A 20379-nucleotide genomic window follows, 5' to 3' on the forward strand; every position below is an offset into this window, starting at 1 on the left:
GTGGAACACTTGCAGTTGTGATTCCGCCACCGGTTGGCTGTGTAACACCTGTACTTGTAGAAATCCAATGGGCGCAGCCGTACCACCGCCAAAACTGCCATCAGGACCGGTGGCAGCTGTAAAGCCCCAGTTATCAGTTATTACTTCTGCTGAAAGAAGAAAAAACTAATGCGGATAATGATCAACGTTGTTGTCCTGTCATAATTTTTTATATCAAACACTGGCAATACCCGGCAAGCTTGTACCTGCATTGAATAGTTTCCCTTTTCCCTTCAACAAACTGAAAAGTATACGGCTTCCAGCTCACAGAGCTCTCAACCAGTACTTACAATCAGTTCACATTATTCCTGATGCTGAGTTTATCAGCCCCTTCATGGTACATTGAATTTTTGAAACATCTGCACCGGGATAAACAACAATATCATACTTCAGCCGTCCCCTGCACATAATAACGCCACCACATCCCGGATAAACATTTTGTACGTGATGGCCTGAAAGAGTTTACAACCGCTTGCCATTTGCTTTCATCATTGCCTATAAAATAACCTTTTCAATTCCCGGCAATGGTTTTCCATACCAGGAGTTGAATTAAATTACCGCCGAGGAATTTTACCCTGAAAGCATGGGCACGCATTTTATCAGGTACTGCTGCAGTAACATCTTTTTTTTGAGAATCAAATTCTCTTGACCGTGATTGTATTCAGTTAACCGCTGATAATCTTCCGGGTGATGCATAAGGATCGTGTATCCATCTTTACTTAAAAAGAAAGCACTGTTACGCGGCTTCGGTTTTAAACTGCACCTGCTTATCCCACTGGCCTTTATTTTCTACAAAATAAAGCTGCGACTTCTGTAATAATTGCTAACGCTAAAAACAAACATGGGTACGAAGAAGAGACGGGATATTATCATGTAAAATTTCTCCAATGCTAACGGTATTTGAATGTACTCAAAATTAAACGGAAAAATCCTGCGCTTATTTCCCTCATGCCACTTTGCTCCACTAGGTTTTCCCTTTTTTGATAAAAGGTAGTTTTTAACAGCAAATTTTACCATGACAGGTCGGGGTCAACAATCAACAGTTCATCACTGATAGCTTCAGCCTGCTCAAGCAATTCCTTATCCTGAACAATGCTTTGCCAGCTTAAAATTCAATACCTTGTTTGGTGCCTTCAATATCACCGGGACCACGGAGCTCCAGATCTTTTCTGCTATTAAAAAACCGTCATTGGTTGCACACATGATCTTTAACCGTTCACGTGCATCATTCGTTCAAAACTTGCTCCCTGTTAAAAGAATGCAAAACCCTGTTCGCTTCCTCTTCCCACTCTTCCACGCAACTGATCGGCGCTGTGATAAACCAAACCGTTCTGCACTTTCCATCACCAACACACTTGCATTCGGCACATCAACTCCCCACTTCAATTACTGTTGTTGCAACCAGGATCTGAGTATCATTTTTTTGAAACGCATCATATTGGTTTCTTTTACATCTGCTTTTGTTTTCCATGCACCAATACGATATAATACTTCGGCTCAGGGAAAAATGCTTTTACTTCTTCGTATCCTTTCATCAGGTTTTCGAAATCAAGCTTTGAACTTTCTTCAATCAATGGATAAATAAAATATGCCTGTCTTCCTTTTGCAATTTCTTCTTTTACAAAATCCATTACTGCCGGTCTTGCCGTTTCATAACGGTGAACAGTGGTAATTGGTTCACGCCCGGCGGCAGTTCATCCATTACACTGTAATCCAGATCACCATAAGCCGTCATCGCCATTGTCCTCGGTATTGGTGTTGCCGTCATTACCAGCATATGCGGCGGAACATGATTCTTCAACTTCAACTCCGCTCTTTTGTGCCACACCGAAACGATGCTGTTCATCAACAATGGCCAGCCCAAGATTTTTAAACTGCCAATTCCTTCAATCAATGCATGAGTACCTACGATCATTTGCACTTCGCCAGATTGCAGGCCATTCAAGATCTTTTCCCGTTCAGCTTTTTTGGTTGAGCCTGTGAGCAGCTTCACTTCAATCTTCATTTCTTTCAGTAAACCGGAAATACTGTTGAAATGCTGCTGGGCCAGAATTTCAGTCGGTGCCATTAAACAACTCTGAAAACCATTATCGGCAGCCAGTAACATGGTCAAGAGGGCAACAATCGTCTTTCCGCCGCCTACATCACCCTGTAACAACGATTCATCTGGTGGCCCCTTCGCTGTATCCACCCGTATTTCTTTCAACACTCTTTTCTGTGCACCTGTTAACTGAAATGGCAGATGCCTGCTGTAGAACTCATTGAACAGATTGCCCACTTTATTAAACACCACTCCTTTTTGAAAACGGTGACGGTTGCTCTTGATCATGGCCATACGTAACTGGGCAAAAACAACTCTCAAACTTTAATCTTCTCAGGCCGCTTCATACTGATTCGCATCGGCAGGAAAATGCATTTGCCTGTATGAATCATATCTCGATGGAAAGTTTAATGATGTAACCAAATGCTCCGGCAAATTTTCCGGCAAATCTTAATATGAATTTGCGGCAGCAACACTGCTAGAGCTTGGCAATACTTCTTCCGTTTAATCCCTTTGCTTTTAATTTTTCGGTTGTTGGATAGATAGGTTCAAGCAATTCCTGCCTTCTGCATTCTGGTGAGTAAGTACTTCCAGTTCGGGATGAACAATCTGCGGCTTACCCATAAAAAACTCAGCTTACCAAACACTAGATAATCTTCTCCAATAGCCAGTAGTTTTTGTACCCAGTTAATTCCTGGAACCAGGTAAGCTCCATAGTACCCGATACATCCTTAATATGCGCCACCAGTCCTTACCCTGCCGTTCGCCAATAATTTCAAAGTCGGTTAATCTCGGCCACCTGCATAATCCATTTGCAGGGTTACCTGTTGAATGGGAGTAATCTTTGTTTTATCGAGATGACGGTAGGGAAAATGCTCCAGCAGATCATTGAACGTAAAATGTTCAGTTCCTTTTCATCAAATCGGCACGCAAAGGCCCCACACTCTTTCAGGTATTCGATGGGGCTGCTTAATATGGATGATGAAGGATGGATAGAAATGATTTTGCGGTGAATTTACTGCGTACTGTGTAACCTGCCAATCATTGTTTAGGCTTTTCTTTACTCAGTGCTGTAGCTGAGCTATATGAAAAGACCTGTCCTGAAAAGTCACTTTGATCAAAATACCGTTGGGAGGGTGTTGAAAAGAGGTGTAGAGAGATTAATATTGCAATATCAACTCGGGAAAACTAACTTCCTAAAACTAAAATGCGAATCTTCTTCTTTCTTTTTACTGATAGCCGGCCTCCCGGTTTTTTGCGCAGAAAGAACCAAATAAACTGGCCCTGATTGTTGCCATTTCAAAATATGCACCATCAACCGGCTGGAACCAGTTTGAACTCAGAGAATGATATCCCTTTAGTAAAAGAGGCATTAAAACGTCAGGGATTCAAAAAGAGAATATCAGAATCGTTCGGGATAAGGAAGCTACCAAACTGGGAATCTTAAACGCCATCAAACAGCAATTGATTGATAAAGCAAAGCCGGGTGATGTTTGTGTGTTTCATTTCAGCGGGCATGGTGAACAGGTATTTGACGACAATGGTGATGAAGCTGATGGATATGATGAAGCATTGGTAACTTATGATGCTCCCATGGAATATCAGCCGGGTGTTGAAAAGCATTTACGTGATGATGAGTTTGGATTGAAGCTGGAAGAGATCAGAACCAAATTGGGAGCTGATGGAAATTTACTGGTGATCATTGATGCCTGTCACAGCGGCACAAGTACACGTTCAGGATTAGGCAACTATCGTGGCACAACAAAAATACCAACCCAAAGGTTATGCTCCCAAAGTGAATGTGAAAATTGTAAACGAAGCAATCTTCAACCTAAGCGAATCAAAACCGGGACAGGCTCCGATGAGTGCTTTCTTTGCATCAGCAGCATCTGAACTTAACCAAGAATGTGGCGATGAACATTGCGGCAGTTTATCACTGGCTTTTTCAAAAGCATTGGCAAAGGCTGATTCAAAAACAAGTTACCGTGGTTTATTTGATAATGTGCGTTTAGAAATGAGTAAGAGTGTTCCCGGACAAACACCGAATGCTGAAGGCGATCTGGATAAAGAAATTTTTGGCGGCAAGGCATTGGGCAAACCAAATTACTATGTTGCTGAGCAGATCTTAGGCAAGAAAAAAATTACAATCAGTTGCGGAAAGATCTATGGAGTTTTTGCAGGCACTACAGTAAAAGTATTTGCTTCCAATACCTATAACAGGGAAACAGCAACTCCACTTGCAAAAGGCATTTTAACTACGGCTGCCGATTACAGCAGTGAGGTTGAACTGGATACAGAGCTGAGTAATGATCAGTTGAAGACTGCCTGGGTGTTTTTAGAAGAAGTAAGCTTTGGTGATTTATCTGTTGCTGTTACCATTAAAACAAAAGATGCAGCGTTGAATGGAAAACTGAAAGATGCAGTTGCAAAAATTAAACAGGCCAAGCTGGTAAGTGAACAGGGCGATGTATTTATTGAGCAGGGTGCAGAAGGTTTCAGTGCCGACTCGATCTATATTTCCACATCAGGTGATTACCGTTTAGGTGTTTGCAGTAAGAATCTGAATGCAGATGAACTTTACACAATTGTTGCGGCTAAGATTGGTGCATATGGACGTGCTGCCTACCTGCGCAACCTGAACATGAAAAATGAAGAGTTGAATGTAGTGTTTGAATTTGTGCCGATTGATTATAAAAAAGCTGAAGGAAATAATAATGCGATCATAAAAGATTTACCTGTGAAGACGATCAAGGATGCATCGGGCAATATTGTTTTCCAGCACGATGACCGGTATAACTTACGGATCATTAATAATGGTCAGGAACGTTTGTATTACAATATTCTTGAAATACAACCCGACAACCTGGTGAATGTATTGTTCCCCGGCAGCAATCAACAGGCATCTGATTGCTTTATCAACCCTGGTGATACGGTAAGGTTAACAAAGATCTTTAAGATCAGTCCGCCCGATGGAATGAATGTAATTAAGTTAGTGGCAGCGAAAGCACCTTTGAATCTGCGCCAGGTATTTGTTGCCCAGGGCAGTTCAAGAGGCAACACTGCAAAACCAACCAACCCCTTTGAAAAACTAATGGATGGTATCAATCGTGCTGAAGGTGTACAGTCAAGAGGAAGCGGAGAAGAAACCATTCAGCCGGATGCTGTAAATATATTTTCCATTCCGTATAAAATCGTTCCGAAAAAACAATAATAAATATAATTGCTAATTCAGAAAAGTTTCTAATCTTTATTCACAAACCAAAAAAACAAACACAATGAAAAAGGTTTTATTCCTCCTTATCGCAGTAGTTGGCTTATCATTAGCTTTCACTACCACTGCTAAAGCTCAGACACAGCGTAAAAAAGTTGCTGTAATTGCACAACCTGTAACAGAAAAGAAAGATCTGCCTGGTCCTGATGCAGCTCCACGTGAAAAGAAAACCCGTGGTTATTGCTATGCTTATTTCGATAACTACACAGGTCAGTATGTTGACATCTGGGTAGAAGGTATTTACCAGGGTCGTCTTTCTCCATACGCAACATCAGTACGTATTGATGTATGGGTACCGGGTAACTGGACAAAATGGTATGCAGAAACTACAGACAAATCTTTGTACTGGAGCAACAGCAGCTATTGCAACGACAGCCGCACATTTACACTTAATCTTAAAAGATAATAAGGTAATGTTTTCAGTAAGGGTATAAACTTCAATGTTTATACCCTTTTTTTTTATATACATTTACGTAACTGCTGTATGAAGTTTTTAAAGAAATTCTTTACTGAGTATCTGTTTCTCAACCTGTTTATTTTTGGTTGTGTGTCGCTGCTTTCATTAGCCATCATCAACATTTCTTTCTTTGATCCTTTTACAGAGGCTTTCCAGGATTTTTCGTTAACTGATTTATATTACACAAAAGAAAAAGACAGAAACCAGATTAATAAAGGTCCGGTTGTTTTAATAAATGTTGAAGATAAAGACCGCTCACAGGTTGCCTATCTCCTTCAGCAGATTCAGAAGGGCAAGCCAAAAGTAGTGGCACTCGATATCGTTTATGCCCAAAGAATCAATCAGCAGGACAGCCTGCTAAAAGCTGAGTTTACTTCACACAATAATTATGTATTCAGCTATATTGCCGATTTCGATAACTTACAGGAATCAGTTTATACCGATTCTTTTTTTACCACGCAAAGAGATGGTTATGCAACAATGGTTGCAGACAATATTGAATATTCAACCATCCGCCATTATTATCCCTTCAATGATAACAGGCAAGCATTTACCAGCGCTATTATAAAGAAATACGACAGTGCTCTTTATCAGCAACTCTTAAAAAGAAAAAATAAAAAAACGGAGATTCATTATACCGGCAACCTGTCCAACTTCAGTTACTATGATTTTGACGAAGTAACAGATCCTGACTTTAATGCCTCTGCTTTACAGAATAAAATTGTACTGCTTGGTTATCTTGGTATGCCGAAAGTAAATGCCGGCAACCGGCAGGATGAAGACAAATTTTTCACCCCTCTTAACAGCAGGCTATCAGGTCGCAGTCATCCTGATATGTATGGCTGTGTGATACACGCCAATATTCTGCGGATGATCTTAGATAACGATTATATCAAAGTAGTTCCTCCATGGAGGGTATTCCTGGTTTCATTTATTCTGCTCTGGCTGATTTTACCATTCATGTGCGGTTTGTTTTTTAAAGGTGATCTCTGGTTTAATTCAGTTGGCACATTGGTTCAGCTGATTGGCAGTTTTATTATTGTTGCGCTTTCAGTGTTCACTTACAAGTACTTTAATACCAAGTTCGACCCGGGATTATTAACCGGCTGTTTGGTTTTACTGCCAACTTTCATAAATTTATATGAAGCGCTCTTAATGTTTCTCCGTTACAAATTAAAGATCCGCTTCCGTTCTGCCTTTCTTAGTAAAGACCATAATTATTAAACTTTTAACTATATCGGCTTTCTTCTTTTTCGTACAGGCAAAAGCTGCTGATGTAAAATACCTGTTCTATCATGTAACCAAAAATGTTTACTGGCAGCATGACGGGTTGAAAGAAAAAGCAAAACGAGGAAATTTTCTTTCTGCCAACCAATCGATCGTAAGTACAGAACTGGCCGATGTGATGCTGGTACAGAGCGATGGCAAATCAATGCTGCTTGAAAAACCCGGCACTTATACCTATCTCCAAATAAAAAAACTATTCAGTGCTGCAAAAGCAAACGGCACTTCCTCCGGTTTTTTTTCTTACGTGTTTGAAAAATTTTTAACCGGTGGCTCATCTGACGATAAGCAAAGAGTAAGTGCAGCGGTGATCAGGGGTAAACATGCCATGCAGCTGCCAGCCGACAGCAGCTTTGTTTTTACAAACTCCTTTGTACTACAATGGAAACCTGAGCAGAAAAACATTCCATACAGAATCATCATCCGTGTGAATCAATTATTACTTGACACAGTGCTCAGGGGTAAATCATCTTTTACAGTTCCTGAAAAAATTTTGCAGGGTAATACAGCCAGGCTGTTAAAGTGGAATGCGTTTCCATCAGACAGTAAGCAAAAACAACCTGAACCGTTTCTCTATATTCTTCCTGCCGCAAAAGACAAACTCATTTTACAGCAGCAATTCAATCAACTTAAGAAAAGCTATTCAAAAGATCAGCAGCTTCTCCGCATAATGAAAAGAGATTTATTTGAGCACTGGCTGGAATTATATCAGTTGAAATAAAATCTTACATAAAAAAAAGACCGCCTTTTCAGACGGCCTGCTATTTTCTCATGTTGATCGATTACTGAATAACGACTCTTCCTGTTGCAAGTTGTTTACCTGATGCATCCGTTAACTGAACAAGGTATATTCCTGTCCCTCTTCTGCGCAAATCAACCATCATCTGATCGTAAGGACGTGTAACAGTAAACTGCTGCTCGTACACTTTACTTCCTTTTCCATCAAACACCCTGATATAATTTTTAGCACCCCTGTTGACCGGATTATAATAGCGTACCTGGAACTGACCACCATTTGGATTCGGGTAGAAAAAAATCTTATTGGTTGCAGAATCAGCAATACTTAATGTATTTGATTCTCCAATACAGCCACCTGTTCCTGTTGCTGTTACTTTGTAGTCACCCAACTGATCAATATTTACAGTAAGTGTATTTCCGGTATTAGTAATGCCAACACCGTTTTTCTGCCAGCTTAAAGTAACACCGGTTGAAGGAGTAACAGTTGCAGTAATAGTTGTTTGCAAACCCGGGAATAATTTACTGTATGGTGCAGGACTTAATGAAACTGCCGGTAAAGGGTTCACAGTTAATGTAGCCACAGTTGAAGTTACATCTGTACAAACTCCGTTTCTTAATATTACCCTGTATTTATAATTATCGAAATTTGTACCTGTTGCATTAACATTCAGTGTTGCTGCAGTGGCACTGTTTACATCATTGAATTCTATACCACCATTTGTACTTAACTGCCATTGATAACTGATGCCAGTACCTGTTGCATTGATACTGAAGCCGGCGTTACCGCTTCCGCAAAGTGCGGCATTGGAAGGTTGTGCATTTACAACAACAGGTGCGGTTACATTTAATACAGCCACAGTTGATGTAATTGCAGGAGTACATGCTCCGCTTACAATACAACGGTAACGGTAATTATTCTGTGCAACAGTTGCATTTGTTACAGCATAGCTGCTGGCATCTGCTCCATTTATATTCGTAAAGTTTGTACCACCATCGGTACTTAACTGCCATTGATAGCTGAGTACATCTCCGGTTGCTGTTACAGAAAATGTATTACCGCTTCCCTGGCAAATATTGTTTGATGTTGGTTGTGCTGTAAATGCCGGTGCATTTTGTACAGTAAGTATAGCCGCATTGGAAGTGGCATTACTGCAACCTCCAGTTATTACACAACGGTAGCGGTAACCTGTTTGTCCGCTTGTAACTGCTGTAAGCGGAAGTGTTGCATTAGTTGCTCCTCCAATATTATTGTAAGAAGATCCGCCATCTGTACTTTCCTGCCATTGGTAACCAACAACAGATCCTGTTGCTGCAACAGTAAAGTTTGTATTACTGTTTGAGCAAATAGTAATATCTGCCGGTTGATTACTTATTGCAACTGCATTGAAAACATTCAACGTTGCAGCATTAGATGTTACAGCAGGCGTGCATGCACCACTTACAACACAACGGTAACGGTAATTATTCTGTGTAATGGTTGCTGCTGAAACAGTATAGCTGTTTGCATTAGCAGAACCAATTGGGTTAAACGTGTTACCGCCATCTGTACTTACTTCCCACTGATAATTGAGTGCTGATCCGCTGGCAGACACTGAGAACGTTCTGTTACTGCCTGCACAAATAGTTGCGGAAACAGGTTGAGTTGAAACAGCTGGTGCTATTTGCACAGTTAAAACGGCAGCTGAAGTATTACTTGTATTGCACTGACCAGTGTATACACAACGGTAACGGTAGTTGTTTTGAGCAGCCGTTGTTCCGTTAACGGTATAACTTGTTCCGGTTTGTCCTGCAATAGTATTCCATGTGCCGCCACCATCAGTACTTAGCTGCCATACCTGTGACGATGCTCCTGTTGCAGCTGAACTAAATGTTATATTACTTCCTGCACAAATTGTTTGTGAAGATGGATCTGTAATTACCGAAGGACCGGTTCCGGGCTGCACAATAAAACGGATCACTCTTGTTTTTGTAATGGAGCCTGATACACCCTGTATGGTTATATCATAACTGCCAAATGCCAGCGTATTGGCATTGTTCAGTGTTATATCAACATTATTGCCGGGTGTAACAGTTGTTGAACTGAAGCTTACTGTTGTTCCTGCAGGCACACCTGCAATAGCTGAAAGATCAGCAGGTGTAGTATAACCAAGTATTGATGTTACCGCAAGCTGTATTGTTCCTGATGCAGCTGAAGAACAGGAAACTGTTGCAGCAGCCGGTGCATTAAAATCAAAGCCGGGATCAGCAGCAACAATTGTGAAGTTGGCATTATTGATATCAAAGAAAATATTACCAACAGCCCTTACTCTTATTCTTGCCTGTGTTGTTGGATTATTCGGTACTGAAATTATTTCACTTCCATCATTAGGAGTACTTGCAACAATTGTTATTGGAAAAGTTAATCCTCCATCCGTTGACAGATCAATGGCAACATTTGCACAGTTTACCGGTGCTAAGGTTGTATTGCCAACACTCCATGAAACAGTTTGTGCAGAACCTGAATTCCAGGATATTCCGGTTGTATTGGGTGCTGTAACTAAAAAGGACCTGATGTATTGGTTATCGTCAACACCATGTTATCACTTTGTGTTGAACCTCCGTTTAATTTATTATCTCTTACTGTTAACCTGAAATTGAGTGTACGGTTAACAGAAGGAAGCACTTCCCATTTTTGTCCGTTTGCTCCGGTAAGTATGGTTGCTAACTGTGGAATTGTTCTTGAGGGTGTTGCTGTTGAAAGGAATGAATGGAACTGTGGACCGGCAGTTGCAGTGGCAGAAGGTACTGTTGAAAAACCGCTTGCCCTTGAATCAACCTGTTCCCAGTTATAAGAAAGTATATCGCCTGCATCAATATCACTACCGCTTCCTGTTAATACAAATGGTGTTGAACGGGGAATAGTAAAATCAGCTCCTGCACTTGCAGTTGGTGCATTATTTCCTGTATTCGTAATAACAGCACAGGAACCTGCACCATTGATTATATAATTGGTGATCTGCTGAATATTTACTGCATGAAAATAATCATCACTATGAGGTTGCACATCTGTTGTAGGGCCGGTAATACCTGCATAGCCCATGATTGTACTTCCGCTGCCTGGTTCAACCTGTACACCGGTACCTTCATTACCTCCATGTGTATGCGTATGATTTCCGCCAAACTGATGCCCCATTTCATGTGTCAGGTAATCCACCACAAACCAGTCGAAATTATTCAGGTTGTTGTATGATGTAAACCCACTTCCTTTTTCACCTGTTTGGCATACACAACCTATACAACCTGCATTGCCATTATCACTTGTTCTGTGTACTAAATGGCCTATATCATAATTGGCGTCGCCAATTTGTGCATCAATAGTCACCTGTGTTGTTGAATTCAGTTCGCCGGACCAGGGATCAGTTGAAGCATCTAAATAAATAACGAGATCATTGTTGGGAACAAGTATCATACGTATTGCAAAATCTCTTTCATAAATTCCATTCGTTCTCGTCATTGCAGCATTCATTGCAACCAGCACTTTTGCTTTTCTCTGCGCATCGGTTGTTTCAGTTCCATTTAACCAAAACTGTGAAAACTCTCCGGTTGAAGCGAGTGCAAGACGGAACGTTCTGAGTTTACCATCTGTTGCATTTTGTGCTTCGGGCATTTCGCTTAAACGCTGCATTGTGTTTTTCTCATCAGTAAAACATTTAAACTCATTTTTATAATCAATGATTTCATTTCTTGAAACAACCAGGTACAGTTGTTTTTTCTCATCTGACTGGTCGATATAAATTGTTGGGCGGTCGGTAGAAAGAATCATCCCTTCGAACTTACCCATTCCCATACTGAAACGGATGGTTGAGTTGGGACGGTCAATTCCTTTACCGGCATAAGAATGAATGCCGGGATACTTTGCGGCAAGATCAGGGTGCATCACTGGTGCATTCACAACCCTGTACCGTTCAATTACTCCTTCAGCATTTGGTACTGAAAGAATAAACGATGAGTTTGATGCAGATACACTTTTTTCTGATGGGGCACGCTTCAGTTCTTCTGTCATGATTGATGACTTCAACTGAAATACTTTATATGCCTTGGGTTTACTTCCATTTGAAACCGGTCAGCTGAAAGCCAACTTTCATCCATTTGCTGCCATAGGTTTTGCTGGCCATAGGTAGCAACACAAATAAATACAAAAAGAGAGAAGAGTAAAGATTTTCTCATGTTACGTTTTGGTTTAAGCAGAAGCAATCAAGATATAAAAAACACTTATACAAGGCAATTGCACTGGAGAAAAAAAGCCCTTCTTTGTCAAAACAGAACAGATACAGACAAAATGCGGAAAAATTCAACAGAAAAGACTACGAATTATTTCTTCATCAGGAAGAGAACCGGTATCGCTAACCGTTTACGCCAGGCATTCTCAGAATGGTTTGCTCCAAGAAACTCCTTAGTTATCCAATTCCTGCCTGTAAACCCTTTTGCTTTCATAATACTATCTGCCTGCTGCTGAAAAGGTTTGTAAAGTGAATCAAGCGTAGCTGTTCCGTAATCAAAATAAATTTTATGTGTGCCGGGGTCAGGTAAATTGCGCCTCAAATAATTCATAAAAGCTTCCGGAACCGGATTGTCCTTTACAGTAAATAACCCTGGCCAGTGTGTAGATAAACAGGCAGCACCTCCAAATACAGTTGGATACTCACAAATTGCATACATAGAAATTAATCCACCCATACTTGACCCTGCGATGCATGTATTGTTTCGGTCTTTCAGAGTAGAAAAATTTTCATCAATAAAAGGTTTAAGTTCAGTTACAAGAAATTTTAAATACTTATCTGATTGCACAGGAACTGCAAATAATGAATAGTCTTTTGTTGCTGTTGCGGTATAAATTGAATCCTGCTGCTGTTTGAGAAGTGATTCAAAAGGTTTTTGCGGAAAATAATCTGCATGACGTTTACCGCCTGTATTCCACACAGCAACAACAATGCAGTCTTTTATTTTTTTTGTTTTATTAATCGCCCAATTGTTTCATCAACTCCCCACTCCTGTTTGTTCCAGTTGCTGGTTGAATCAAACAGCATTTGTCCATCGTGCATATACAGAACAGCATATTTCTTTTTTGGGAATATCCTTCAGGCAGCCATACTTCAACATTCCTTGCATCAACATAAACAGATGAAAAATTTGCAAACCGCTTAACAAAACCCGACGATACATTTACTTCCTGGGAAAAACTGCTATTCAGCAGAAAAAAACAAAACACAGGAATAAGTGTTGCTTTCATGTTCTAAATTTATTTACTTTCCGATACAAAAAGTAAAGAATCCAGTATATATTGATGTTTGAAAGGACGGGCAACAAGAGGGCAACACGAAAGCAGAACCAAAAGAAGACAAGGATAAAATCTTTTTCAATTAAAAAACAGAAACTGTTTTGTAGTGACCTCTCCTGTTATTTCTTGCAAATGTATTGATTATTTGGAAATCACTCAATGCTTCACAATAGTACTTACTATACGCTTTTGCATACCCTTCACTGATCATTAATTCATTTAAGCAAGTACCATCTGCAAGAAAAACATAAGCCAGTGTTCTGCCAAAGAATCGATGCTATTTAGTTTTTCCATTTGTATCGTTACAGAAGTTCCAACCGGAGCTATACTATTTAAAAATGTTTTTGATTGATGCCCTAACGATAAAAGCAATTGACCAGGTAAGTGTGTTTCTCTTTCATCCTGTTGCAGTTTTTTTGATCTCTTTATTTCAGGTGCATCAATACCTAAAAATCTTATTTCCTCTTCCTTCTTATTAAAAATATTCATGACGAATATGCCATCGCCATCAACCACCTTAGTGATTTTAAGATGAGTTTTTATAATTGCCTGTCCATATGCTTTGAATTGCATCATATTGCTTCGTTCAACTAACTGAATTTCAGTGCATTGCGATGTAAATTTGTATTGAAAAAAATGAATTTTCAAAATTAAAATTTAATATCATGGCAAAGCAAACAGGTTTAGTTCGTTATTCTGGTTCAATGGGCGGAGTTCGACATTTTAAAATCAAAGGTTTATCTGGCGACTTCGCCGGTTTAAATGGTGGTCCTTCAGGAGATCAAATTAAAACGGCTCCTGAGTTTGAACGTACTCGTGAAAATATGAACGAGTTCGGCGGATGCCACCACAGGAAAAGCCATTCGTGTTGGACTCAGTCAGTTGGTGAAACAAATGAGTGATCCACAAATGACCGGAAGATTAACCGGTGTAATCAAGAAAATTAATTTGGAAGACCAAACAGAAGCCAGGGGTTACCGGGCAATTTTGATTTCACAGGAAAAGCAGTATTTGACTGGCTTTGCATTCGATAAGAATGTTAGCCTGGAAGGTGTGTTCACTGCACCTTACACTTTAACAAGTACTCCTGCACGTGACAGTGGTACATTCACAGTACCTGAATTCAATCCTGCAAACCTTGTGAATGCACCTGCTGGTGCAACTCACTTTCGTTTGATTCAGGCATTGGCTTGCGTTTCTGATTTTGCTTACAACGATCAGACCGGCGTTTATGAGCCAATTGATCCGGCAAACAATGAACTTTCAGATGTGCAGTATTCCGGCTACATCGATTTGTTCACTCCAGTTGCAGCTCCTACTGTTATAACAGCTACGCTGCCAGGATCACCTACACTTACTGCGGATGCAAGTGTGTTGCAGTGTATCGGCATTGAGTTTTATCAGCAAGTGGTTCCAACTACTATCTTTTTAACTCAGGGTAATGCCCTGAAGATTCAGGATATTTTTTAAGGATTGAAATATCTACTCCATTTATGAGCCCTGGATTCTTCCGGGCTTTTTATGTACCATGCAATTCAAAAAAATCATTGTGTGTTGAATCATGGTGCTTTTAACCTCGGGTTATGGTTGGCTAATATGGTCGAAATGCAGTCAGGATAAAAATAAGTCAGGGTAAAAGTGCAAAAGCCCTTAAAAGGAAAGCACAAAGCTGACAGCGGCCTGATGGAAAGCACCACAGATACCAACCGCAAGCAAGCCGATAAACAGAACAGCCTACTAAAGGACGGTAATGAATACGATGGCGACGAAAATGCCTGCTGAAAACTACCTGCGGAACTGAAGGAACCGAATAAAGAACTGCTGAATGGACAAACTGCCAAACTGCGACTGGTGATGATACGAAGCTAGCTTTGCATAACTGTGAATTTTTATAAGCATCTCTCAGCGAGGCAGTAAAAAAACCCAAAGAAACGGAATAAAAGATGGCTTTGTGTGTCGAGTCTGTGTTTATGCCGTAGTCTTTGTTTTTTTGTCAGGGTTGTGCGGTGGGCTGCCGTAGCTACTTTGCTGAATAAAAAACACATTGGCAAAAGCTGTATCAATTCAACAAGGACGTGAAGGATGTAAGAAAAGCGGATATTTCTGCCCCTTCTTTTTAGTATTCACATGGTAGCATCAAGCAACCATCTACCAGCCAGATGGTGGCAACATCATAAGGGAAAATCACTGAAGGAATTTCCTGACTTGCGACCGGTTATGATTGCCATCAGTTGCTTTGATAAAAAACTGATCAGCATGTTCCTCTTTGAATTCCCATACCTGGAACCGTTCAAAGGTTTACATCTTTCTTACATTGATGGCTTATAATTAAATCAATCAGCCAATAAGCATAGCATACTTCAACCATATCTTAACTCCATCTGTAGAAAAGAATTAAAGATGGATTGTGGTGAGAAATTTTTGAACCGTTACCACTTCCAGTAGTTTTTGCATTCTTCATTTTAAAAATTTAATTTTTAAAGAAAAAAAGAAAAAAAGCAATCATCAGGCGGCGTGGCTAAAAACAGGGAGGAACGGAATAATTGATGAAAGCTTTGTGCGGATGGGCTGTGTTGTATGCCGTAGTTACTGTTTTTCTAAAGCAATTGTGCCATCCGGCCTTACTGCATTTTTTGGTTATTATTCCGCGATAAGGATGCCAGTAATACGGAAGATTAAAATGATGTGAAGTTAGAGCGCACCCAAAAATTTTAATCTATAGGAAAGTTTGTCATTAAAACCCGGAACGAATGGCTAGTATTATTTCAGTTTAAAAGCTGATAATGGCCAAAAGATTTTTAACAAGCGAAGGTTATACTACCAAAGCTGCTGTACTAATGGAATTGATTCTGTAAAAGCAAATGCAAGGATGAAAGTAAGTATGACAGAAAAATTTCCACCAACAGTAAGTATTATTTCACACTAAAAGCAAGTAATGGACAAATCATTGGAACAAGTGAAATGTACGAAACGGCTTTTGGCCGGGACGGCGGCATTGAATCCGTAAAAACAAATGCACCTGGTGCAAGTGTATCAGAAGAATAACATTATTACATACATATTTATAAAGGGAGTACAGCTATCATGCTTGCTCCCTTTTTGTTTTTACCAGCAATAAATATTCTGTAATTTTTAGATAAAAATGGGAAGACATAAAGAGAGGGTTCAGATCCATCATGAACCAACAACCACCGAACGTTTTCTTTGCATTGCTTCTATGCCCAAATGGAGTAAACTGCTGTCAGGCATGAACCAATAAACCGTATTGCGATATATTAAGCGGATTAATTGAAAAAGGTTTTTACAGTGACAGCGATGAAAAGCGGACTATCAAAAGATGGCAGCTGATCTAAAAACCGATTCCGGAAAACTTACTAAGTGGATTGGTGCTATCTATCAGGATATTTTGAACTAAACGAACAAAAATCAGAACTTTTTATGCTGATGGGATAAAAACGATTCTTTATAAAGTACTTTGATGACTCGGCGACGTTCGGTTTAACATTGCCCGTGATACCAAGAAAGTACGGAAATGTTCCGGTTCTATTTTGCGAAAGGCAAAAACAGGTGCTGAATATTATTGGGTCCATCATTGTAGAACATAGTATTGAAGCTGACACATACGAAGTATGTATTTGGCTGAATGGAGGATTTACAATAAATACCGTGACTTTTTATACGATAAAGCAAAATTTTATAACAGGGATTGGGTTCTTTGATCTTCATCAAAAAACTGAAGGGCAGATTGATGATGAATTGATGAAGATTTATAAAAAGGATAGTTTATTTCGTGAGTGCTGGCCTGCCGGTAAAGCGCCTGCGGCAAAAAGCATAGCCGTGCCCGCACACTTGACGGCACTGGTGTTGGCGAGCCGTTGATGGCCGCCGGAAGAATGAGGAACGAAGGAACGGAGGCGGACGCAAACCCCACAAAGGGGCTGGCGGTAAAGCCATGAGGAACGAATGGCGATGCAACCATAGGCCGCCGTAGTAAATTTCCCGTCAGGGTACGGAGCTGAACTATGCAAGTGAACCTTAGCGATGCTTTGCTAAATGGAGCTACGAGATGAGCAATTAGCAGACGCAAGGTGAACGCAGCCTAAGTGGGGCTGCCGGCGAGCAAAAGAAAAGAGGGCAGCGGGTGGACTGAACGCTACTGAAGTGAATGTATGACGTAGTGAAGCGGAATGAAACTCAGTGAGTATTGCAGGGATGGCTTGCGGAAAGGCAGGTGCATCCCATGTGTATTGCTTTGTGTGTGGCCTGGGATGCCCTGCCTTGTAGCAAATTGTTTAGCTGCGAACGTGGTGTAATGGAGGAGGAATGAGGAGGAACTGCAAGCAGCATGACAAACTGCGTAGCGAAAGCAGAGCACCCGAAGGGCATTGCAGGTGCAGCAATACCCTAAAAGTTTATAAAAATATTTATTGCTGCTGCTGCAATGGTTTGGCATGATTGCTTGCTGACGACGAATGACGAACACCTATTTACCGGCGAAGCGTGGGCTTTGTGCGGTGGGAAAAGAAGCGATGGTAGGCAGCTTCCCGGGCTGGATTTGTGGGTGGCTCCGGGATGCTGCCGTGGGGCAATTGGGCAGGATATTGAATGCCGGAAGGCTACCGACTGAATGAGTGACTGCAGCGGAGTGTACGGAGCAAAGGAATGAAATGAAGAAGGTAGCCTGACTAAACTGTATACAGAATCATGGCAGCTTCGGGACGAATGCATAACATCAAAAATAAAGCCCCCTACCAAGGAGGCTCACATGACGAAGTAAATGAATGGCCTAACTGTGATGAAAAAATAAACACACCAGGTGAAACAAACCAGCAAGAAACCAGATGCTGCCAACAAGCCAACGCTGAACTAAGACTGACATAACGAACCATTTAAATGAAAAAATAAAATAACTGCGACCTCACAGCACCGGGATTGTGGGTGGCAGTATAAATGGCCTTGTGCGTTGGGCTTTTGTTTATGCTGCGAAGCGCTGGCTTTGTGCCGGTGCTATCTTTGCAGCTTATTTTTTTTTAAATGGAGAGGCAGTTGTCAGCAGTGGATTAGGGACATGAGGTTAAGGCAGGATAAGACACTATATTTTTGTATGTGGGCTATTAAATCGAAGTCTTCTTTTCAAATGAATCCAAAATACCAGATAATTTATTTAGATCATTAAACTTGTTTTTCCTAAAAAGAGATAAAATACTTCAATATTAAGTTCCTTACATTTTTCCATTATTGTTGAAGAAGGCATTTCCAAACAAACTAAAACTGATTTTGAGATTATACCACCGTAAACATCTTTTGACACGCATTTTATTTATGTCATCGTGTTTCACTTTACCAGACTTGCATTCAATAAAATAAGTTTATGCCCAATATTTATTAGCACATCAATCTTCATTTTTCATGTAAGTGCCATCATTTTTAAATGGTAATGTACATTGAACAAACAACTCTTTAACTTTCTTCCAGGTAGATGCTTCTTTAGCAACTAAAAGCTCCCACCATCCAGAATTGAAAAATAAAATATTAATATTTTTTGAAGATGAATTAAATATAATCCTACCATTATCATTAACTGTTATATTGTTCTTGCCCCAGGTAACTAACATTTTGCCTACTGTTGCACTCCCTGAAGAAGGCATACTAATAACATCTCTATACTGATTGCTAAAGTGAGTAACAATAGCTTTATATCGATAACTGCTTGTACAAAAAGAGAATATTTTATTGGCTACATCAAAATCATCCTTTGAAAAGCTATCCAGTAACTTATAGCTGCTAACAGTATGGCCACTTAATTCAAGGAACTCTTTTATTGTAATTTGACTGTTTAATTTGACTTTAGCATAAGAAGGTAGTTCAAGAATTGTGTCATCTTGATTAATATAAAATCCTTTCAACCCTTTTTCATGAATTAATGATTGAATTGCTAAAACCATAACCTTAGTACCTCCTGTCAAATTAAAAGATACTTCGTCGTCTGAGTTCATCCTATCAAGTATTTTCTGACAAGTAGATTTAACTTCATGAAAGTCGTGTGCATTACAGCTATATTCAGAAAAAGGTATAGCCGTTCAAATATGATTTAAGAAATGTTACCCTATTTTTCGACTCCGACGAAACTATAAAATGTATTCTTTCGGGGGTGAATGCTTTAATTCCAATGAAAACTGGTAATAGCTGGCCGCCAACTAAAGTAATTTGATGCTTCATTTTATGAATAATTCAGGCTGGTTAATATTCGGATCATATACAATGTTCAGCAGTTCGGAGCCAGGCATGGGTTTTCTCAGCTCCTTGATATAATCGCTAAAATCAACATAAACAATCTTACAGTTATAATCCTTCCCAAAATTGCAGCAGAAGCTACCATTGATTTCTTACCGCCAGTGATATCAATTACTATTTCTGACGAGGATTTAAAACCAACTGCTCTTTTAAACATTTGTATATAGCAGAAAAAGATTCATCCTTAAAATTGATTATTTCATATTCAGAATTGAGAAACTTTTCTAAATGCTCATTTCCATCAGCCTTGTCGTTTGATGTAAATATAAAGTGTCTATTAAGTTCTAATGTTTTTAGCCGTAAGAATTATCGGCTCCAAGGAGAATCCCTAATATGGAAAAAAGTATCCCATTCTTAGTTAATACATTTTCATAAGACGCCTTAAACTTCTCAATAACTACAGGAAATAATTTGTCGTAATACAACTCCTGTGCTTTTGCGAAGTTGCCATTTAAGGCAAAATCAAGCCATTCTTTTAGATATGGAAGTTCTTGTTTCATTATTTTTCTTCTATTTGTAATTGTTTGTATTTAATTAAATAGGTTTCCCCTGAAACCCGATATTTCAATTTTTCAGTAATAGTAAATACCCCCTGATTCCTTTTGCATCCAAACACATTTTCACCGACAAATAAATAGGATTCGAAGATTTTGTAACACTCTCAAGAAAATTGGGCTCGTTTAAACATATCAATATCAACCACATCTTTCCGATTTAATCTAATAACTACTGTATCAGGAAATAAGGGCGGTGATTGTTTTTTCATTTTCTCATAAATTGAATATGTTTTAAAAAACTCAAGTCTAACTGGCGATAATTCATACTTGTAAACTGATGTTGAAATCAGGTATTCATGAAATCTTAAAAACTCATCTCTTTGAGATTGATTAAGCAGAACCCCTATTTCAAAACCATTTTTAAGACCATGCTTTCCATCA

General features: G+C 39.7%; 18 protein-coding genes and 3 pseudogenes. 10 read left to right on the plus strand and 11 right to left on the minus strand.

The window, feature by feature from the left end; translation table 11 throughout:
- Nucleotides 1-1487: 1487 nt before the first annotated feature.
- Nucleotides 1488-1670, minus strand: coding sequence for a hypothetical protein (locus IPK31_20665; protein MBK8090131.1), 183 nt, complete (start codon nucleotides 1668-1670; stop codon nucleotides 1488-1490).
- Complete coding sequence (locus IPK31_20670; protein ID MBK8090132.1) at nucleotides 1670-2401, minus strand: DEAD/DEAH box helicase; 732 nt, start codon at nucleotides 2399-2401, stop codon at nucleotides 1670-1672. The genes IPK31_20665 and IPK31_20670 overlap by 1 nt, the downstream gene beginning before the upstream one ends.
- 1050 nt (nucleotides 2402-3451) lie before the next feature.
- Between IPK31_20670 and IPK31_20675 the strand changes: the two genes are divergently transcribed.
- The 5 genes from IPK31_20675 (at nucleotide 3452) to IPK31_20695 (ending at nucleotide 7813) form a co-directional block, all read left to right on the plus strand.
- Nucleotides 3452-3973, plus strand: a complete 522-nt coding sequence (locus tag IPK31_20675; GenBank protein MBK8090133.1) for a caspase family protein — start codon at nucleotides 3452-3454, stop codon at nucleotides 3971-3973.
- On the plus strand, nucleotides 3942-5291 hold the full coding sequence (locus IPK31_20680) for a hypothetical protein (protein MBK8090134.1): 1350 nt from the start codon (nucleotides 3942-3944) through the stop codon (nucleotides 5289-5291). Before IPK31_20675 ends, IPK31_20680 begins: the two co-directional genes overlap by 32 nt.
- A gap of 64 nt (nucleotides 5292-5355) precedes the next feature.
- The gene (locus tag IPK31_20685) at nucleotides 5356-5757 is read left to right on the plus strand and encodes a hypothetical protein (GenBank protein MBK8090135.1); all 402 of its coding nucleotides are present in this window, start codon (nucleotides 5356-5358) and stop codon (nucleotides 5755-5757) included.
- A 78-nt stretch (nucleotides 5758-5835) separates the two neighbouring features.
- Nucleotides 5836-7032: a CHASE2 domain-containing protein gene (locus IPK31_20690; GenBank protein ID MBK8090136.1), complete on the plus strand. Its 1197-nt coding sequence runs from the start codon at nucleotides 5836-5838 to the stop codon at nucleotides 7030-7032.
- A gap of 106 nt (nucleotides 7033-7138) precedes the next feature.
- Nucleotides 7139-7813 (plus strand): hypothetical protein, encoded by a 675-nt coding sequence (locus IPK31_20695; protein ID MBK8090137.1) that lies wholly within the window; start codon nucleotides 7139-7141, stop codon nucleotides 7811-7813.
- 61 nt (nucleotides 7814-7874) lie between these two features.
- Here the strand turns inward: IPK31_20695 and IPK31_20700 are convergent, their stop codons facing one another.
- Nucleotides 7875-9938, minus strand: a complete 2064-nt coding sequence (locus IPK31_20700; protein MBK8090138.1) for a T9SS type A sorting domain-containing protein — start codon at nucleotides 9936-9938, stop codon at nucleotides 7875-7877.
- Nucleotides 9939-10092: 154 nt separating this feature from the next.
- On the opposite strand from IPK31_20700, the gene IPK31_20705 reads away from it, so the two are divergent.
- A complete protein-coding gene (locus tag IPK31_20705) occupies nucleotides 10093-10461 on the plus strand; it encodes a hypothetical protein (protein ID MBK8090139.1) in 369 nt (122 codons plus the stop codon).
- Here IPK31_20705 and IPK31_20710 read toward each other — a convergent pair.
- The 5 genes and pseudogenes from IPK31_20710 to IPK31_20730 all read right to left on the minus strand — a co-directional run bounded on the left by IPK31_20710 (nucleotide 10367) and on the right by IPK31_20730 (nucleotide 13723).
- Nucleotides 10367-11887 carry a hypothetical protein gene (locus tag IPK31_20710; protein MBK8090140.1) on the minus strand — a complete coding sequence of 507 codons (1521 nt, stop codon included), beginning with the start codon at nucleotides 11885-11887 and terminating at the stop codon, nucleotides 10367-10369. The two genes, IPK31_20705 and IPK31_20710, sit on opposite strands and share 95 nt — an antisense overlap.
- Entirely contained in the window at nucleotides 11884-12036 is a 153-nt protein-coding gene (locus IPK31_20715; protein MBK8090141.1) for a hypothetical protein, read from the minus strand. The genes IPK31_20710 and IPK31_20715 overlap by 4 nt, the downstream gene beginning before the upstream one ends.
- A gap of 144 nt (nucleotides 12037-12180) precedes the next feature.
- Nucleotides 12181-13099: pseudogene (locus IPK31_20720) on the minus strand (alpha/beta hydrolase).
- A gap of 130 nt (nucleotides 13100-13229) precedes the next feature.
- Complete coding sequence (locus IPK31_20725; protein MBK8090142.1) at nucleotides 13230-13403, minus strand: hypothetical protein; 174 nt, start codon at nucleotides 13401-13403, stop codon at nucleotides 13230-13232.
- Nucleotides 13367-13723 (minus strand): hypothetical protein, encoded by a 357-nt coding sequence (locus tag IPK31_20730; protein MBK8090143.1) that lies wholly within the window; start codon nucleotides 13721-13723, stop codon nucleotides 13367-13369. Before IPK31_20730 ends, IPK31_20725 begins: the two co-directional genes overlap by 37 nt.
- 89 nt (nucleotides 13724-13812) lie before the next feature.
- Here IPK31_20730 and IPK31_20735 point away from each other — a divergent pair.
- The 4 genes and pseudogenes from IPK31_20735 (at nucleotide 13813) to IPK31_20750 (ending at nucleotide 17026) form a co-directional block, all read left to right on the plus strand.
- Nucleotides 13813-14617, plus strand: a pseudogene (locus tag IPK31_20735) (hypothetical protein).
- Nucleotides 14618-14785: 168 nt separating this feature from the next.
- Entirely contained in the window at nucleotides 14786-14929 is a 144-nt protein-coding gene (locus IPK31_20740; GenBank protein ID MBK8090144.1) for a hypothetical protein, read from the plus strand.
- Between the two features lie 1012 nt (nucleotides 14930-15941).
- Nucleotides 15942-16192 (plus strand): annotated as a pseudogene (locus tag IPK31_20745) (YegP family protein).
- Between the two features lie 522 nt (nucleotides 16193-16714).
- Nucleotides 16715-17026, plus strand: a complete 312-nt coding sequence (locus tag IPK31_20750) for a hypothetical protein (GenBank protein ID MBK8090145.1) — start codon at nucleotides 16715-16717, stop codon at nucleotides 17024-17026.
- Between the two features lie 1514 nt (nucleotides 17027-18540).
- Here the strand turns inward: IPK31_20750 and IPK31_20755 are convergent.
- From IPK31_20755 to IPK31_20765, 3 genes are all read right to left on the minus strand, one after another.
- Entirely contained in the window at nucleotides 18541-19221 is a 681-nt protein-coding gene (locus IPK31_20755) for a DUF1887 family protein (protein ID MBK8090146.1), read from the minus strand.
- Between the two features lie 513 nt (nucleotides 19222-19734).
- Nucleotides 19735-19941, minus strand: a complete 207-nt coding sequence (locus tag IPK31_20760) for a hypothetical protein (protein MBK8090147.1) — start codon at nucleotides 19939-19941, stop codon at nucleotides 19735-19737.
- Nucleotides 19942-20102: 161 nt separating this feature from the next.
- Nucleotides 20103-20379: hypothetical protein (locus IPK31_20765; GenBank protein MBK8090148.1), on the minus strand; the 277-nt coding region annotated here is incomplete at its 5' end.

This window comes from Chitinophagaceae bacterium, assembly GCA_016713085.1.
In the GTDB taxonomy this organism is placed as follows: domain Bacteria; phylum Bacteroidota; class Bacteroidia; order Chitinophagales; family Chitinophagaceae; genus Lacibacter.

Bases quoted from the DNA above. Each gene is read 5' to 3' on its own strand.
- IPK31_20690 (MBK8090136.1), top strand. From the start codon at position 5,836: ATGAAGTTTTTAAAGAAATTCTTTACTGAGTATCTGTTTCTCAACCTG.
- IPK31_20680 (MBK8090134.1), top strand. From the start codon at position 3,942: ATGAGTGCTTTCTTTGCATCAGCAGCATCTGAACTTAACCAAGAATGT.
- IPK31_20665 (MBK8090131.1), bottom strand. From the start codon at position 1,670: ATGGATTTTGTAAAAGAAGAAATTGCAAAAGGAAGACAGGCATATTTT.
- IPK31_20685 (MBK8090135.1), top strand. From the start codon at position 5,356: ATGAAAAAGGTTTTATTCCTCCTTATCGCAGTAGTTGGCTTATCATTA.
- IPK31_20730 (MBK8090143.1), bottom strand. From the start codon at position 13,723: ATGATGCAATTCAAAGCATATGGACAGGCAATTATAAAAACTCATCTT.
- IPK31_20715 (MBK8090141.1), bottom strand. From the start codon at position 12,036: ATGAGAAAATCTTTACTCTTCTCTCTTTTTGTATTTATTTGTGTTGCT.
- IPK31_20760 (MBK8090147.1), bottom strand. From the start codon at position 19,941: ATGAAACAAGAACTTCCATATCTAAAAGAATGGCTTGATTTTGCCTTA.